15 protein-coding genes and 2 pseudogenes are annotated in these 15,966 nt (G+C 46.9%); 12 read left to right on the plus strand and 5 right to left on the minus strand.

Going from position 1 to position 15,966, the window contains the following annotated elements:
• Positions 1-22 precede the first annotated feature (22 nt).
• Both gsiC and gsiD read left to right on the plus strand, forming a co-directional pair.
• Positions 23-943, plus strand: a complete 921-nt coding sequence (gene gsiC / locus NA624_RS07510; RefSeq protein ID WP_000936066.1) for a glutathione ABC transporter permease GsiC — start codon at positions 23-25, stop codon at positions 941-943.
• A 2-nt stretch (positions 944-945) separates the two neighbouring features.
• Entirely contained in the window at positions 946-1,857 is a 912-nt protein-coding gene (gene gsiD / locus NA624_RS07515) for a glutathione ABC transporter permease GsiD (protein ID WP_439040256.1), read from the plus strand.
• 90 nt (positions 1,858-1,947) lie between these two features.
• On the opposite strand, the gene rimO is transcribed toward gsiD, so the two are convergent.
• Positions 1,948-3,273: a 30S ribosomal protein S12 methylthiotransferase RimO gene (gene rimO, locus NA624_RS07520; protein WP_000073320.1), complete on the minus strand. Its 1,326-nt coding sequence runs from the start codon at positions 3,271-3,273 to the stop codon at positions 1,948-1,950.
• A gap of 230 nt (positions 3,274-3,503) precedes the next feature.
• On the opposite strand from rimO, the gene bssR reads away from it, so the two are divergent.
• The 8 genes and pseudogenes from bssR to NA624_RS07560 all read left to right on the plus strand — a co-directional run bounded on the left by bssR (position 3,504) and on the right by NA624_RS07560 (position 10,442).
• Positions 3,504-3,887: a biofilm formation regulator BssR gene (gene bssR / locus NA624_RS07525; RefSeq protein ID WP_000259651.1), complete on the plus strand. Its 384-nt coding sequence runs from the start codon at positions 3,504-3,506 to the stop codon at positions 3,885-3,887.
• 102 nt (positions 3,888-3,989) lie between these two features.
• Positions 3,990-4,275: pseudogene (locus NA624_RS07530) on the plus strand (IS4-like element ISEc60 family transposase); the annotation flags it as partial.
• A gap of 325 nt (positions 4,276-4,600) precedes the next feature.
• Positions 4,601-5,116 carry an STM0854 family CoA ester lyase gene (locus NA624_RS07535; protein ID WP_001542583.1) on the plus strand — a complete coding sequence of 172 codons (516 nt, stop codon included), beginning with the start codon at positions 4,601-4,603 and terminating at the stop codon, positions 5,114-5,116.
• A gap of 22 nt (positions 5,117-5,138) precedes the next feature.
• The gene (locus tag NA624_RS07540; protein WP_001542584.1) at positions 5,139-5,888 is read left to right on the plus strand and encodes an electron transfer flavoprotein subunit beta/FixA family protein; all 750 of its coding nucleotides are present in this window, start codon (positions 5,139-5,141) and stop codon (positions 5,886-5,888) included.
• A gap of 10 nt (positions 5,889-5,898) precedes the next feature.
• The gene (locus NA624_RS07545; protein ID WP_000157778.1) at positions 5,899-6,852 is read left to right on the plus strand and encodes an electron transfer flavoprotein subunit alpha/FixB family protein; all 954 of its coding nucleotides are present in this window, start codon (positions 5,899-5,901) and stop codon (positions 6,850-6,852) included.
• 32 nt (positions 6,853-6,884) lie between these two features.
• Positions 6,885-7,148 carry a hypothetical protein gene (locus NA624_RS07550; RefSeq protein ID WP_001528824.1) on the plus strand — a complete coding sequence of 88 codons (264 nt, stop codon included), beginning with the start codon at positions 6,885-6,887 and terminating at the stop codon, positions 7,146-7,148.
• Positions 7,145-8,308: an acyl-CoA dehydrogenase family protein gene (locus NA624_RS07555; protein WP_000835387.1), complete on the plus strand. Its 1,164-nt coding sequence runs from the start codon at positions 7,145-7,147 to the stop codon at positions 8,306-8,308. Before NA624_RS07550 ends, NA624_RS07555 begins: the two co-directional genes overlap by 4 nt.
• 448 nt (positions 8,309-8,756) lie before the next feature.
• On the plus strand, positions 8,757-10,442 hold the full coding sequence (locus NA624_RS07560) for an electron transfer flavoprotein-ubiquinone oxidoreductase (protein WP_117150320.1): 1,686 nt from the start codon (positions 8,757-8,759) through the stop codon (positions 10,440-10,442).
• Between the two features lie 5 nt (positions 10,443-10,447).
• On the opposite strand, the gene NA624_RS07565 is transcribed toward NA624_RS07560, so the two are convergent.
• Together NA624_RS07565 and NA624_RS07570 are read right to left on the minus strand one after the other, a co-directional pair.
• Positions 10,448-11,338 carry a LysR family transcriptional regulator gene (locus NA624_RS07565; protein WP_000545332.1) on the minus strand — a complete coding sequence of 297 codons (891 nt, stop codon included), beginning with the start codon at positions 11,336-11,338 and terminating at the stop codon, positions 10,448-10,450.
• A 264-nt stretch (positions 11,339-11,602) separates the two neighbouring features.
• Positions 11,603-12,028, minus strand: coding sequence for a GntP family permease (locus tag NA624_RS07570; protein ID WP_000287110.1), 426 nt, complete (start codon positions 12,026-12,028; stop codon positions 11,603-11,605).
• A gap of 493 nt (positions 12,029-12,521) precedes the next feature.
• Between NA624_RS07570 and NA624_RS07575 the strand changes: the two are divergent.
• Positions 12,522-13,055: pseudogene (locus NA624_RS07575) on the plus strand (PQQ-dependent sugar dehydrogenase); the annotation flags it as partial.
• On the opposite strand, the gene NA624_RS07580 reads toward NA624_RS07575, so the two are convergent.
• On the minus strand, positions 13,052-13,678 hold the full coding sequence (locus NA624_RS07580) for a glutathione S-transferase family protein (RefSeq protein WP_000631907.1): 627 nt from the start codon (positions 13,676-13,678) through the stop codon (positions 13,052-13,054). The pseudogene NA624_RS07575 and the gene NA624_RS07580 overlap by 4 nt on opposite strands.
• A 243-nt stretch (positions 13,679-13,921) precedes the next feature.
• Here NA624_RS07580 and dacC point away from each other — a divergent pair, with 243 nt between their 5' ends.
• Entirely contained in the window at positions 13,922-15,124 is a 1,203-nt protein-coding gene (dacC, locus tag NA624_RS07585; RefSeq protein ID WP_000195710.1) for a serine-type D-Ala-D-Ala carboxypeptidase, read from the plus strand.
• Between the two features lie 44 nt (positions 15,125-15,168).
• On the opposite strand, the gene deoR is transcribed toward dacC, so the two are convergent.
• Entirely contained in the window at positions 15,169-15,927 is a 759-nt protein-coding gene (gene deoR / locus NA624_RS07590; RefSeq protein ID WP_000450106.1) for a DNA-binding transcriptional repressor DeoR, read from the minus strand.
• Positions 15,928-15,966 lie beyond the last annotated feature (39 nt).

Genomic DNA, 15,966 nt, shown 5'->3' on the forward strand with positions numbered 1-15,966 from the left:
CATCCGGTAAAAGGTTCGTGTGATGCTTAACTATGTTCTCAAGCGCCTGCTGGGATTAATTCCTACGCTGTTGATTGTGGCAGTGCTGGTGTTTTTATTTGTTCATTTGTTGCCCGGCGACCCGGCGCGGCTGATAGCCGGACCGGAAGCCGACGCGCAGGTGATCGCGCTGGTTCGTCAGCAACTGGGGCTTGATCAGCCGCTTCATGTCCAGTTTTGGCATTACATCACCCATGTTTTACAAGGCGATTTCGGTACGTCAATGGTTTCCCGCCGCCCGGTTTCTGAGGAGATCGCCAGCCGCTTTTTGCCGACGCTGTGGCTGACGATAACCAGTATGATATGGGCGGTTCTGTTTGGCATGGCGATCGGCATCGCCGCCGCCGTGTGGCGTAATCGCTGGCCTGACCGGGTAGGAATGACGCTTGCCGTGACCGGCATTTCTTTCCCGGCTTTTGCGCTGGGAATGTTGTTAATGCAGATTTTTTCCGTGGATCTGGGCTGGCTACCGACCGTGGGGGCGGATAGCTGGCAACATTATATTTTACCCTCCCTGACGCTTGGCGCGGCGGTGGCATCCGTCATGGCGCGTTTTACGCGCTCCTCGTTTGTCGATGTCCTGAGCGAGGATTACATGAGGACCGCGCGGGCGAAAGGCGTCAGTGAAACGTGGGTGGTGTTAAAACATGGCCTGCGCAATGCGATGATCCCGGTCGTCACCATGATGGGACTGCAATTTGGCTTTCTGCTTGGCGGATCGATCGTCGTCGAAAAAGTGTTTAACTGGCCGGGGCTTGGGCGGTTACTGGTCGACTCCGTCGACATGCGCGACTACCCCGTGATTCAGGCGGAAGTGCTGCTGTTTTCTCTGGAATTTATTCTTATCAACTTAGTGGTGGATGTCCTCTATGCCGCCATTAATCCGGCTATCAGGTATAAGTAAGGATGCGATTATTTAACTGGCGCCGTCAGGCGATTTTACATGTTATGCCGGTGGTAAAACCCGACCAGATACGCACGCCATGGCGGGAGTTCTGGCGTCGTTTTCGCCGCCAGCATGTCGCGTTGGTCGCCGGGGGATTCGTACTGGCGTTAATTCTGGTGGCGATTTTTGCCCGTTGGCTGACGCCCTACGATGCGGAAAACTATTTTGACTACGATAGCCTGAACAATGGCCCCTCTTTGCAGCACTGGTTTGGCGTTGACTCGCTGGGAAGAGACATCTTTAGCCGGGTTCTCGTTGGGGCGCAGATCTCACTGGCGGCGGGCGTGTTCGCGGTATTTATCGGTGCGATAATTGGCACGGTGTTGGGATTGCTGGCGGGATATTATGAAGGCTGGTGGGATCGTTTTATTATGCGTATTTGCGATGTGCTGTTCGCCTTCCCCGGCATTTTGCTGGCGATTGCCGTTGTGGCGGTGTTAGGCAGCGGTATTGCTAATGTGATCGTTGCGGTAGCGATTTTCTCTATTCCGGCGTTTGCACGTCTGGTGCGCGGAAATACCCTGGTCTTAAAACAGCAGACGTTTATTGAGTCTGCCCGCAGTATCGGCGCCAGCGACACGACGATTTTGTTTAGCCATATCTTGCCGGGAACGGTCTCGTCAATTGTGGTTTTCTTTACGATGCGTATCGGTACGTCAATTATTTCCGCGGCAAGCCTGTCATTTCTCGGATTAGGCGCGCAGCCGCCAACGCCGGAGTGGGGAGCGATGCTCAATGAAGCGCGGGCGGATATGGTCATCGCGCCGCACGTAGCGCTCTTCCCGGCGGTGGCGATTTTCCTGACTGTGCTGGCGTTTAACCTGTTAGGCGACGGGTTGCGCGATGCGCTGGACCCGAAGATTAAGGGGTAAGCCAGCCCGGTGGCGTTGACGCCTGGCGGGCCTGGAACGGGCTCGTCAGGCGGGATAACACATCCGGCACCCGCGCCGGGAGAGGTGGCGTTAAACCCGACTGCCCCACAAATCATATTCGTCGGCGTTTTCCACTTTCACGCGCACGATATCGCCCGGCTTGACGTTGGTTTCGCCGTTCAAATAGACCGCGCCGTCAATTTCCGGCGCATCCGCCATGCTACGCCCGATAGCGCCTTCTTCGTCAACCTCATCGACGATCACCAGAATTTCGCGGCCCACTTTTTCCTGCAAGCGCTCAGCGGAGATTTGCTGTTGCAGTTGCATAAAGCGGTTCCAGCGTTCTTCTTTCACCTCTTCCGTCACCTGATCCGGCAGCTCATTCGCGCCTGCGCCTTCCACCGGGCTGTACTTGAAGCAGCCTACACGATCGAGGCGCGCCTCTTTCAGGAAGTCGAGCAGCATCTGGAAGTCTTCTTCCGTTTCGCCGGGGAAGCCGACAATAAAGGTGGAGCGTAGGGTCAGTTCCGGGCAGATTTCGCGCCACTGCTTAATGCGCGCCAGCTGGCGGTCAACGGAACCGGGACGTTTCATCAGTTTAAGAATCCGCGGGCTGGCATGTTGCAGCGGAATGTCCAGATAAGGCAGGATTTTGCCTTCCGCCATTAGCGGAATCACATCATCAACGTGTGGGTAGGGGTAGACGTAGTGCAGACGTGTCCAGACGCCCAGTTTTGATAACTGCTCGCACAGGCTCACCATACTGGTTTTCACCGGTTCGCCATTATGGAATCCGGTGCGGTGCTTCACATCTACGCCGTAGGCGGAGGTATCTTGCGAAATCACCAGAATCTCTTTGACCCCGGCATCAACCAGACGTTTCGCTTCGCTTAATACGTCGCCAATCGGACGGCTGACCAGATCCCCGCGCATCGACGGGATGATGCAGAACGTGCAGCGGTGATTACAGCCTTCAGAAATTTTCAGATACGCATAATGGCGCGGCGTCAGTTTTACACCCTGTTCCGGTACGAGGCTTAAAAATGGATTGTGCTTCGGCTTCGGTACGTAATGATGTACGTGCTGCAGAACTTGCTCATAGCTATGCGGCCCGGTGATTTCCAGTACTTTCGGATGCACTTCGCGGATCTGATCTTCTTTTGCGCCCAGGCAGCCGGTGACGATTACCTTACCGTTTTCGTTCAGCGCTTCGCCAATGGCTTCCAGCGACTCTTGTACCGCGCTGTCAATAAAGCCACAGGTATTAACGATAACCATATCCGCATCGTCATAGCGTGGCACAACGTCATAGCCTTCGGTACGCAGCTCAGTCAGGATGCGTTCCGAATCAACGAGGTTTTTCGGACAGCCCAGGGAAACGAAGCCGATCTTTGGCTGGTGGGTTACATTACTCATAGCTTAAAAAGTGTTCATTTATTGGAATGGTCAGGGCAGGGATTCTACAGATATCCGAACAAAAATTGTATCGCAATCTCATCAGGAGCGGCGGCATCAACCGTTGTGGTTGTCAGCAAAAGGTGAAAAAGGGCAATTCTAAGAAAATTCTTGATCTCTGACACCCCTTTGTCTAAAAAACGACCATACTATTAAGTTGAACCCTGGTAGAAAAGAGGAGGAAAAAAGGTATGGTCGTTGACAGACTGAGAACCGATCTTCTCAACAAGCTGATAAACGCGCGTATCGATCTTGCCGCTTATCTGCAATTGCGAAAAGCGAAGGGGTATATGTCAGTCAGCGAAAGTGACACTCTGCGTGACAATTTTTTTGAACTGAATCGCGAGCTCCACGATCACGCTTTACGGCAGGGACTGCATCTCGATCAGGAAGAGTGGAACGCGCTGCGCCGTGCCGAAGGCGCGCTTGCAGCCGCCGCCGTTTGTTTAATGAGCGGACACCATGATTGTCCGACCTTTATTGCCGTCAACGCAGATAAACTTGAAAACTGTCTGACAACTTTGACGCTGAGTATTCAGAGTCTGAAAGCACATTCACCGCTTACACAGGTCTGAATAAGGGGGAGGCGACTCCTGAGGAATCCCCAGCAAACCAGGACAGGCATAGTGTTATGTGATCTAATTGATTGCGCTAACACTTTCAAGGAAATCATCACTATGCCTGCTCGTTCATTATGCCAAAAATCCTTTAAAAATATACTGGAGCCTTTGCACCTTTACCGCCGTCAATCTCTGATTGAGGCTACCAGTGTAGTGATTAACGGTGCATCTCTTACACTTATTCAGTATTGGGCGTGATTTGTCAGGAGTAGCATCGGTCAGGCACAAGATAAAACGTATCGATCGACTTCGGGGAAAGTCTCACTTGCAGAATGAAGTTTCAGATACTTTTTCAGCGTGTTACTAAAAAATCACGGAGGGAATGACCCGGGTTGTCATGCTCTCCTATATTCCAGCCTGTTCTCCGCCAAAGGTGACTAAATTCGGTTCACCAGACAATCGTTGATGTTCTTAGGGAACGGTATAGTCGAATTCACTCCTGAAACAGGTACGGAATGTCGGCCGTTTACTATTCTGAAACGTTATTTATATCAAATAATTAAATTTTATTTTTATCTTTGTTATTGTAACAATAAATTACATGTTTCTTTCTGTTATCAGCGAACCTGAACCAATTTTAATGGGGGGTTAGATAAAAGCTAATTCAGAAAATTATTTTTTTAAGATATATTGAATTATCAGATGCTCCATTCAAATGAGAGACGAGAATGCAAACGTTAGAACGGTTTTTTCTTTTCGTTACGGGGGACCAACCTGAACGATTTGAAAAAGCAAATAGCAGTTGGGCTGATAGCGTAATCCTTGATTTAGAAAATGCGGTGTCATCTGAGAAAAAAATAATTGCCAGAGAAAATGCTCTGAATTTCATGAGTAATGATGAAAAAGTACTGATTGCTGTACGTGCAAAAATTGTAATAACTTCACGCCTGGCTGGATCATATCCTTCTGTTGACGGTATCACAACTGAATTTATGAAAAACGAGTTGACAATACAAAATGCTATTCACTCCTGTAAAATGGGGTTCAGTGGCAAGGTATGTATTCACCCTCCACAAATTTCACATGTAAACAGAGCATTCAGCTATTTAAAACAAGAAATCGAGTGGGTTCCCCAGATTATGCGACTGGCTCAATATCCCCATGGAGCGTTCAGTCATGAAGGGCAAATGGTGGATAAACCGTTACTGGAAAAAGCAAAAAGGATTTTGGCTCATAGCATTTAGTAAATATATGAAGGAGTCACCAATGAAAGCTTTAGTTTGTGTAAAACAAGTTGTCGATCATAACGTTAGAATTAGAATAAAGCAAGATCATTCTGATGTTGATATTTCTGATTCAAAACTCAGTATCAATCCATTTGATGAAATTGCAGTTGAAGAAGCAGTACGTTTAAAAGAACGGGGATTAATCAGTGAGATTGTTGTAGTGTCTATAGGAAACACAGGTGTAGGGGATGTATTGCGTACAGCACTGGCAGCAGGGGCAGACAGGGCAATACACATATTAACAAAAAACTCTCTTACACCACTAATTGTGGCCAAAACTATCACCGCTATTACCCGGAATGAAAAACCCGATATTATATTATTAGGCAAGCAAGCTATTGACGATGATTGTAATCAGGTAGGCCAAATGCTGGCAGCATTACTCGATCTTCCCCAAGCCACTAATGTTAGTGAAATTACTATTTCTGATAATTCATTAACTGCTGTTCGTGAGGTTGATGGAGGATTAGAAACGTTAAATTTATCCCTGCCTGCAGTACTCACTACAGATCTACGTCTGAATACACCGAGGAATATCAGCTTGCCGAATGTTATTAAAGCCAAAAAGAAACCTGTTAAGGAGATAGATTTCGATTCACTTGGTATTAACCCGTCATCCAGATTGACTATTATTAAAGTTGATGAGCCAGCAAGAAGGAAAGCAGGCATAATCGTTCCAGATATTAACACGCTGCTAGATAAATTAAAAAACGAAGAAAAAGTAATTTAAGGAGAAAAATATGGCTTCTTTAGTTATTGCTGAACATAACGGCAATACTCTTTTACCTTCAACACTCAGTACTATCACTACGGCAAAAGCCATTAATAGTGATATAGATATACTTATGTTAGGATATGGTATAGAAAGTATTGCAGTTAAAGCCAGTCATATTCAGGGGATATCCACTGTATTTGTTGCTGACAGCCCACTATTCGAACACCTTCTGGCAGAGAATGTGGAAAAACAGATCAGCTATTTTTTGAATAGTGGGAAAAATCATTATCAGTCCATTCTTTTTCCTGCAAGCTCTTTTGGAAAAAACTGTGCGCCACGCTTAGCAGCAAAACTTGATGTATCTCAGATTAGTGATATTACGCGTGTCATTGATCAACATACCTTTGAACGTCCAATCTATGCGGGTAACGCTATTGCCACAGTACACAGTGATGATGAATATAAAGTGATAACTGTTCGTCCTACCTCATTTGCGGCTGCGGCTGCGGTTGCGGAAGATGAGGGAAAAGCCCCCATTGAATTTACAGAGGTTGTTCTTGGTTCAGATCAGGTAAAATTTATTAGCCAACATGTTAATAAAAGTAACCGTCCAGACTTACAATCCGCCAGAGTTGTAGTATCAGGTGGACGAGGAGTAGGAAGTGCACAGGCATTCAAAGAACTTGTTGATAACCTGGCAGATAAATTAGGCGCTGCCGTGGGGGCAAGCCGGGCTGCTGTAGATGCTGGTTATGCACCAAATGATTATCAGATTGGCCAGACCGGAAAAATCGTTGCGCCTCAACTTTATATTGCTCTGGGAATTTCTGGCGCCATACAACATCTTGCCGGGATGAAAGAGTCAGGCGTCATTGTCGCTATTAATAAGGATCCTGACGCTCCTATCTTTTCTATTGCGGATTATGGTTTGGTAGCTGATATTTTCAAAGCTGTACCTGAACTTATCGATAAATTATAAATCATATTTTTTCCTCCTTAAAGGTAACTTTTATGCAATATACCGATATTCAAATTTGGCAGCCTGGCATTCTGCGCAACACCGATTATCTTAACCCCGGTCCCGCTAAGCTGCTGGCCGCCACTCTGGATAAAGACATCAAAATCTTTAAAGAGGGGGGCGTTCTGCCAGAATTATGGCACTGGCTCTATTTTCTTCCTGTCGACCGCCAGTCAGATCTATCTGCTGATGGTCATCCGATAAAAGGTCATTTTCTACCCCCTGTTGGCGCTGGTTTATTGAGGAAAAAATTATGAAAAGTATTGAAAAGGATAAATATCAGGATATTCGTGATGCGGTTCGTTCATTATGTAGTGAATTTGATGATAAATATCACCGTAAGATAGATGAAGCAAAAGCCTATCCTGAAGAGTTTGTTAATAAACTAACCAAAGCTGGTTGGCTGGCTGCGCTCATCCCGGAGGAATTTGGAGGGTCAGGGCTTGGTTTAACTGAAGCATCTATTATCATGGAAGAGATCAATAGATCGGGTGGAAACTCTGGAGCCTGCCATGGTCAGATGTATAACATGAATACGTTGTTACGTCATGGATCCGATAAACAGAAAGAATTCTGGCTGCCACGGATAGCTACTGGTGAATGGCGCCTGCAGTCGATGGGCGTCACAGAACCCACAGCAGGTACAGATACCACCAGAATTAAAACTACAGCTGTAAAAAGAGAAGACCGGTATGTGATAAACGGACAAAAAGTCTGGATTTCACGTGTTCAACATTCAGACTGGATGATTCTTCTGGTTCGAACTACTCCGCTTGCAAATGTAAAACGTAAATCCGAAGGGATGTCTATTTTCATGGTTGATATTAAAGAAGCTATGAAAAATGGAATGACAGTACGACCTATTCCCAATATGGTCAATCATGAAACCAACGAGCTCTTTTTTGACAACCTGGAAATTCCCGAAGAAAATCTTATTGGTGAAGAGGGTATGGGTTTTCATTACATACTTGATGGTTTAAATGCAGAGCGTACCTTGATTGCGGCAGAATGTATAGGCGATGGATATTGGTTTATGGATCGTGTTACCCGCTATACCTGCGAGCGTGAGGTTTTTGGTCGTCCCATTGGTCAGAACCAGGGGGTGCAGTTTCCTATTGCAGAAGCATTTATTGCAGTGGAAGCGGCTAATCTGATGCGTTTTAAAGCGTGCGAGCTTTTTGATCAGCATCTTGATTGTGGAGCACAGGCTAATATGGCGAAATACCTTGCTGCGAAAGCCAGCTGGGAAGCAGCCAATGCCTGCTTGCAATTTCATGGTGGATATGGTTTTGCCTGTGAGTATGATATCGAACGAAAGTTTAGAGAAACACGTTTATATCAGGTTGCTCCCATATCTACCAACCTGATCCTGAGCTATATCGCTGAGCATGTGCTGGAGATGCCACGTTCATTCTGATGTCAAATCAATTGGAAAAATATTATGAAACAGTTACCTCTGTCCGGAGTCATTATAGTCTCGATTGAACATGTCATTGCCGCTCCCTTCTGTACCCGACAGTTGGCTGATTATTTCTCGCGGGTAACTATAATAGAATGCCAAGAAAATAGGGACTTTTCCTGCAATTATGATGAACGGCTTAAAAATGATTTGTGTATATTATTTTTCATCTGAGGGAGAAAGCTAAATATAAATGTTATGGAATGCTTCATCATCACCGACATTTTTTTAATAGTTGATAACTGGCTATATAGTCTTATAGGCACCTTTTTCTAAGGTTGAACATTCCTATACCATTTCATCTGTTTTATCACTATGATATTTATTTCATTGGTTACAATATGAATGCAATTTTATTTACATAATATAGCTGTTCCTACGGTGCTGAAAAATTAAGGAGTTAATAATGAACGATACACTTTCTAATACCCAGCAATCACGTGAGACAATAGAATGTGATGTTCTTATTGTGGGAGCAGGACCCGCCGGATTATCTGCAGCTCTTAAACTTAAATTACAGGCAAATGACGCAGGAAAAGAACTGTCCATTATCGTCCTTGATAAAGGAGCTGAGCCTGGTTCTCATATTCTCAGTGGGGCAGTCATGGATCCCCGAGCGCTGAATGAACTAATTCCTGATTGGCAGGAAAGAGGCGCACCCATTAAACAGCCTGTTACTCAGGATAAATTACTGTTACTGACGAATGAAAAATGTATTAATTTGCCGGATGCATTGATTCCTGATAATTTTCGCAACCATGGAAACTTTATCGTAAGCCTCGGTAATCTCATTAAATGGCTCGCCGGTCAGGCAGAAACGTCAGGCGTGGATATTTATGCAGGCTTTTCGGCAACTGAGATACTGTATGATCAGGATACTAACATTATCGGTGTAGTAACTGGTGATATGGGACGTCATCGGGATGGCAGCAAGAAAGAGGGGTTCCAGAGTGGAATAGAAATTCTGGCAAAATATACAATTTTTGCCGAAGGGGCCCGCGGTAGTCTGGCTAAAGAACTGATCAAAAAATTTCATCTTGATACAGGCAAAGCACCCCAGAGTTTTAGCATAGGCATAAAAGAGTTGTGGGAGGTTCCATCAGACCAGTCCCACCCGGGGCTTGTAATTCACACCACAGGTTGGCCTCTGGATAAAGAGTCGTTTGGGGGTGGGTTTCTCTATCATCTTAATGATAATAAAATTGCACTAGGTTTGGTTGTGGGACTTGATTATTCAAATCCCTGGTTAAGCCCTTTTCAGGAAATGCAGCGCCTGAAAACACACCCTTCTATACGCAAATACATTGACCGGGGTAAGCGTATTGGTTATGGCGCAAGAGCAATCAATAACGGCGGGGTTGCGTCTATGCCTGATCCCTGTTTACCTGGTGGTCTGCTGATTGGTTGTAATGCCGGTACGCTCAATGCAAGTAGAATCAAGGGCATCCATACAGCTATCAAAAGTGGCATGATAGCGGCTGACGCTATATTTAATGCTTTGCTGGACAACAGGAAAAACGACATACTGACAGAATATCAAACATTACTGCGACAGAGCTGGCTTTGGCAGGAACTGGAAAATGGTAGTAATTTCAAACCCTGGTTTAAAAAAGGGCGTGTGATAGGTTTTATCATGACTGGCATTGAGCATTGGCTGCTTCCCCGAATGGGTATAAAAAAAATCCCCTGGCGTGTAAAAAATAACCGACCGGACAATATCACTCTGCAACCGGCCAACAAAAGCCAGAAAAAACTGTACGACAAACCTGACGGTAAACTGACGTTTGATATTTTGTCATCCGTCTATCTCAGTAACACCTGGCATGATGACGACCAGCCAGTACATTTGAAAATCAGTGATCAGAATATCCCTATATCCATTAATCTGGATATTTATGGTGGCCCCGAAGAACGATATTGCCCTGCCGGAGTATATGAATTTTTACAGGATAGTGAAACACAAAACATGCGTCTGCAAATAAATTCACAGAACTGTATTCACTGTAAAGTTTGTGACATTAAAGATCCTAAACAAAATATAACCTGGACTACGCCTGAAGGTGGCAACGGACCAAATTATACAGGGATGTAACGCTATCACTCAGTCTGAGCTGTGAGCATAGTAACCAGTTTTTGTGTGAAGCCGGGTAATTTGCCAAAGCTTCTGGCGCAGATTTGTAATTTTCTTAATGACCAAAATTCATCAAGATCAATAATCGAAAATTCATGCAACTGACGCAAACGGGATGCAGCAGAGTGAGGCATTATACCAATGCCCACTTTTGCTTCAACCATACGGCAAAATGTTTCAAAGTTGCCGACCTGTATTCTAATTTTCAGTTTAGATGGTACTAGTTCTGCCTTTTTTCGGATAAATTCAAACATTCCTGTCCCTTCAGGCAGGCTGATTTGTTCATATTGAATTAATTCATGAAAGGTCACGCTTTTTCTGTCAGCAAAGGGATGGTCTGTCGCGGTGATAAGCACTAGCCTATCAGTACGGAACGGCAGTATTTCAAGATTATCTGTTGTAATATTACCAGCAACAATTCCGAGATCAGTTTTCCCCTCAATAACAGAACGTACAATTTCCGGACTTGGATACTCCCTGAAATCAATATTCACATCGTTATATAGTGTAAGGAAATGGCTCAACAATGGGGGGAGATACTCTGCAATAGCAGTTATACTGGAAAATATTCTGACATGTCCTTTGATGCCTTTAACATGCTCCTGCATATCGCTACGTAACATTTCCATCTGATTCACAATAAGGCTGGCGTGGTGTTTAAATGTTTCACCAGCAGAGGATAACGTTATCCCCTTGCTACTACGATACAGCAATCTCAGATTGATACTCTGTTCAAGATTACGTATACGCACGCTACCAGATGCGGCAGACATGTAAGTTTTTTCCGCTCCACGTGTTAAGCTCCCTTCTTCACTGATAGCAAGGAATAATTTTAAATCTTTTATATCAAAGTGCATCGTTGTGGCTCATAATTAACGTATAATACAGTGTGCTGCTTTTTTATAGACTCAGTCAGACTGAGTATTTCGGCCTATCCGAATTCCTGTCACGTCGAGATAACTACAAAATGTAGGCTGACGGTGTCACCGCCCTACCATGATCCGGGGCGGATCTGGTAGGACGCTGGTGACCGCTGACAGGGGGTCAGGTCAGACATATTGTCGGAACCGTTGTAACGTAGATGCTAATACCTGCTCCCCGTGGTCATCAGGTTAACCCGTTTACAGCGGTTTTTTCAGCCCCGGCAGATTTATCATAAACTGATCACCGTAAATATGTGGAATCAGCCAAGTAAAGAACAGATTGGCAAACGCCACCACAAACAATGATACGCCTCCATAGGTCAATAAAGCGCATACAAGAATAATCATCGGCATGGCTTTGTTCTGGCCCACCATACAGGTCACAGCACTGACAATTGAGTAGTAAAAACCAGCAAATTCAATCAGCTTGCCAAATACTGCACCCAGCAGAAAGACAGGAAAATAAAGTTTTACAAAACCGATCAACTTATCCATAAATATATCACTGAAAACCGGGGCGACCGTCACTGGACGGGTGAACAGAACTGCGCCAAGTGCTACCAGCGGAGCAAAAAGGATCACACTGTAACCACGATAAGCGACCAGCATCAGTAATGAATACATTCATTGTCTTATCTCGCTTGCATGACTACCCATTTTATCCATGTTATGCAACAGCTTGTGTCATATTTTTCTGATCTCCATTTTAGATCAGACAGGCTATTACTCAGGGATTCCGGCGCGAAGAATGGAACATACTCTAAAAAGTACTCGGCGGATTCAAGTCGGTATCACTCCGTTAATAATCTTTATTCTCGACCCGCTGCATGTTGATTTTACGGTTAAACGCCGTTCTCTTATTCATCGCAGGAGTAAACCATCATGACATGCAGTGAAATCCCCAGAAAACGATCATGTATTCAATCGGTGATTATCGTTTCGAATACCGACTTTTATCGCAGGATTTATGATGGTTAAAGTCGATGTGAAATGCCCGTTTTGCGCGCAAACGGCATCCGTTAAAAAGTATGGTCCGGGGAGTGCAGGGTACCAGCATTACCGCTGTCAGGCATGTTGCCGCAGCTTTCAGGTCGACTATGAATACCGCGCCTGTCAGCCCGGCATGAAAGAGCAGGTTGTTGATCTTGCCATGTACAATGCCGGTATTCGTAATCCGCAGGGGCTGGCCATCAATCCCTGGAGCGGCGCGCTATGGCTGCATGAACACGGTCCGCGCGGCGGCGATGAAATTAACATCCCGGAAAAAGGCAAAAATTATGGCTGGCCGCTGGCCACATGGGGCGTCAACTATAGTGGTCTGAAAGTGCCGGAAGCCAAAGGTGAAATTGTCGAGGGAACGGAGCAACCGGTTTACTACTGGAAGGATTCTCCGGCGATCAGCGGGATGGCTTTTTATGCCAGCGACGTTTTTGCGCCGTGGCGGCACAAACTGTTTATCGGCGCGCTAAAAGATAAAGAGGTCATTGTGATGCGCGTCGATGGCAATACGGTGACGGAAGAAGGCCGTATTCTGGGTGACAGAAAGCAGCGTGTTCGGGATGTGCGTGTCGGACCTGACGGCTACTTATATGTGTTAACCGATGAGTCCGACGGGCAGTTACTCAAGGTAAGTCCTGCAGCCACGCGTTAGGTCACCGGGATCATCACCACTTTGCGAAACGCTGGGCGCTCGGTAAGCTGCTGATACCAGCGCTCCAGATTCGGGCGCGGCGTCCATTTCAGACCCACGTTCAACAAGTTATAGACGAAAGGCGCAATAGCGATATCACCGGTGCCAAAGTTATCTCCGGAGAACCACGGCTGGTGGGCCAGAGCATCATCAAGAAGCGCAAACAGGCTGTCACACTTTTCGATACCAGCTTCAATTGCCGCCTGGTCGCGTTTTTCCGGCGGGGTTCTGACCAGACCCATCAGGATCACGCGGTGCGCCGGGCTTAACGTTTGATTCGCCCAGTCCATCCATTTTTCGCCCTCCGCACGCCGCGCCGGATTATCAACCCATAGCCGGTTCTGGCCGTATTGCGCCGCCAGATAGCGGACAATGGCATTGGATTCCCACAATAACAGGTCGGTTTCATCATCTTTAAGCAGCGGCACCAGCCCATTAGGATTCATCGCCAGATAGTCGGCATCCTGGTTAACGCCGAATTTTCCGCCTGCCAGAATTTGATCGTATGGCAGTTCCAGCTCTTCAAGCGTCCACAACACTTTTTTAACATTAGTCGAGTTGTTCCGGCCCCACAGCGTAATCATATTAACCCCTTCTGTTTTATCAGGATGATGACAGTAATCGGCCTACCGTGAGATAAACCTAACATTTACACAATGGTCTGTAAAAAAATCGTTATGAAGGAAGCGTAACGGGATGTTATTGCATAAACTTTAAAAACTTTACCAAGTTACGGTTTCTTTAACGTCGTGAGTGCGTTATTACTCACCGCACTTATTACACGGTGGTGTGACGTGTGTTTTTGGAATGGATACTCGGGTGGTACTATGACGCAATACGCTTCTTCCCTTCGTAGCCTCGCGGCAGGTTCGGTTCTCTTATTCCTTTTCGCTTCGCCTGTAAAGGCAGAGGAACAAACGATCGCGCCGCCGGGCGTTGATGCGCGAGCCTGGATCTTAATGGATTACGCCAGCGGTAAAGTACTGGCGGAAGGCAATGCCGATGAGAAACTCGACCCTGCCAGTTTGACAAAAATTATGACCAGCTACGTGGTGGGCCAGGCGCTGAAGGCAGGGAAAATCAAGCTGACCGATATGGTGACGGTGGGCAAAGATGCCTGGGCGACGGGGAACCCGGCGCTACGTGGGTCGTCGGTGATGTTTCTGAAGCCAGGCGATCAGGTGTCGGTTGCGGATCTTAATAAAGGCATCATCATTCAGTCAGGTAATGATGCCTGTATCGCGCTTGCCGACTACGTCGCCGGAAGCCAGGAGTCCTTTATCGGCCTGATGAACGCCTATGCGAAACGACTGGGGTTAACGAATACAACCTTCCAGACGGTACACGGTCTTGATGCGCCAGGGCAGTTCAGTACCGCTCGCGATATGGCGTTGCTCGGCAAGGCCTTGATTCACGATGTGCCTGACGAATACGCCATTCATAAAGAGAAAGAATTTACTTTTAATAATATTCGTCAACCGAACCGCAACCGCCTGTTGTGGAGCACCAATCTGCATGTCGACGGCATGAAAACGGGGACAACGGCTGGCGCAGGGTATAACCTTGTCGCCTCCGCCACCCAGGGCGATATGCGCCTGATCTCTGTCGTGCTGGGGGCGAAAACGGACCGTATTCGTTTTAATGAGTCAGAAAAACTGTTGACCTGGGGTTTCCGCTTCTTTGAAACGGTCACGCCGATTAAACCTGACGCGACATTCGTGACGCAACGGGTCTGGTTTGGCGATAAGCCTGAGGTCAATTTGGGGGCGGGCGATGCGGGGTCTGTGACGATTCCGCGTGGGCAGCTTAAAAACCTGAAGGCCAGCTTTACGTTGAACGAACCACAGCTCACGGCGCCGTTGAAGAAAGGGCAGGTTGTCGGCACCATCGATTTCCAGCTTAACGGAAAATCCATTGAGCAACGCCCGTTAATGGTGATGGAAAACGTCGAGGAGGGGGGATTTTTCAGCCGGATGTGGGATTTTGTGCTGATGAAACTCCATCAGTGGTTTGGCAGTTGGTTCTCGTAAAATAACCCCGTTGCCGGGTGCGCGTCGCATCCGGCAACGGGCGGTTAATACATCAGAGTAATTTGTTGCGCTTTAGCGTAGGCCACAAAGGCCTCATCGGGACGGCGGTCGCTGATAATCGTATCAAAGCGTGATAGTTCCCCCATCCGCGCCGGACGTACCTTGCCGAATTTACTGTGATCCACCACCAGTACATGGCTCTGTGCCATTGTCATGGCCCAATGTTTTACCGGCAGCTCTTCCAGATTAAAGCAGGTAGCGCCTTTACTGGTATGAACGCCGGCGGCGGAATAAAACGCGATATCCGGACAAATATTGTTTAACGTTTCATGGAAATCAAGCGGTTTGAAAATGGCGTTGCTGGCGTGAAACTCCCCGCCGCTGAGGATGGCGCGGCAATGGGGTTTGTCCTGCAGCGCCAGAAAGGTATTAAGTGAATAGCACACCGCCGTAAAGGGAAGGTCATTATCAATGGCTTCAATGATCCACGGCGTGGTGGTGCCACAGTCAATAAATACCGTCTGATGCGCTTGTACCAGGCCCGCAGCCAACTGAGCGGCTCGGCGTTTTTCTTCCACCAGACGAGATTTTTGATCGCTTAACAGATAATGACTGGCGCTGCGGGGCTCCAGTACGATATAGCCGCCCAGCAACACGACAGGCGCGCTTTTATGGTTCAGGTCGCGACGAATGGTCATTTCAGAGACGCCCAACAGGGTCGCGGCTTCTTTAAGGTGAAGTTTATCGCTGCGTTTTAAGGCCTGCAGCAATTGACCAATACGCTCGTCGCGTCGCGTTTCCATAGTTCCCCTGGAGAGTTAAATAAGCGCTCCGCACCATAC

Source organism: Salmonella sp. NW38, from assembly GCF_051807745.1.
GTDB lineage: Bacteria > Pseudomonadota > Gammaproteobacteria > Enterobacterales > Enterobacteriaceae > Salmonella > Salmonella enterica.

Coding starts and splice junctions, on each gene's coding strand:
- gsiC (WP_000936066.1), top strand. CDS start 23: ATGCTTAACTATGTTCTCAAGCGCCTGCTGGGATTAATTCCTACGCTG.
- gsiD (WP_439040256.1), top strand. CDS start 946: ATGCGATTATTTAACTGGCGCCGTCAGGCGATTTTACATGTTATGCCG.
- rimO (WP_000073320.1), bottom strand. CDS start 3,273: ATGAGTAATGTAACCCACCAGCCAAAGATCGGCTTCGTTTCCCTGGGC.
- bssR (WP_000259651.1), top strand. CDS start 3,504: ATGGTCGTTGACAGACTGAGAACCGATCTTCTCAACAAGCTGATAAAC.
- NA624_RS07535 (WP_001542583.1), top strand. CDS start 4,601: ATGCAAACGTTAGAACGGTTTTTTCTTTTCGTTACGGGGGACCAACCT.
- NA624_RS07540 (WP_001542584.1), top strand. CDS start 5,139: ATGAAAGCTTTAGTTTGTGTAAAACAAGTTGTCGATCATAACGTTAGA.
- NA624_RS07545 (WP_000157778.1), top strand. CDS start 5,899: ATGGCTTCTTTAGTTATTGCTGAACATAACGGCAATACTCTTTTACCT.
- NA624_RS07550 (WP_001528824.1), top strand. CDS start 6,885: ATGCAATATACCGATATTCAAATTTGGCAGCCTGGCATTCTGCGCAAC.
- NA624_RS07555 (WP_000835387.1), top strand. CDS start 7,145: ATGAAAAGTATTGAAAAGGATAAATATCAGGATATTCGTGATGCGGTT.
- NA624_RS07560 (WP_117150320.1), top strand. CDS start 8,757: ATGAACGATACACTTTCTAATACCCAGCAATCACGTGAGACAATAGAA.
- NA624_RS07565 (WP_000545332.1), bottom strand. CDS start 11,338: ATGCACTTTGATATAAAAGATTTAAAATTATTCCTTGCTATCAGTGAA.
- NA624_RS07570 (WP_000287110.1), bottom strand. CDS start 12,028: ATGTATTCATTACTGATGCTGGTCGCTTATCGTGGTTACAGTGTGATC.
- NA624_RS07580 (WP_000631907.1), bottom strand. CDS start 13,678: ATGATTACGCTGTGGGGCCGGAACAACTCGACTAATGTTAAAAAAGTG.
- dacC (WP_000195710.1), top strand. CDS start 13,922: ATGACGCAATACGCTTCTTCCCTTCGTAGCCTCGCGGCAGGTTCGGTT.
- deoR (WP_000450106.1), bottom strand. CDS start 15,927: ATGGAAACGCGACGCGACGAGCGTATTGGTCAATTGCTGCAGGCCTTA.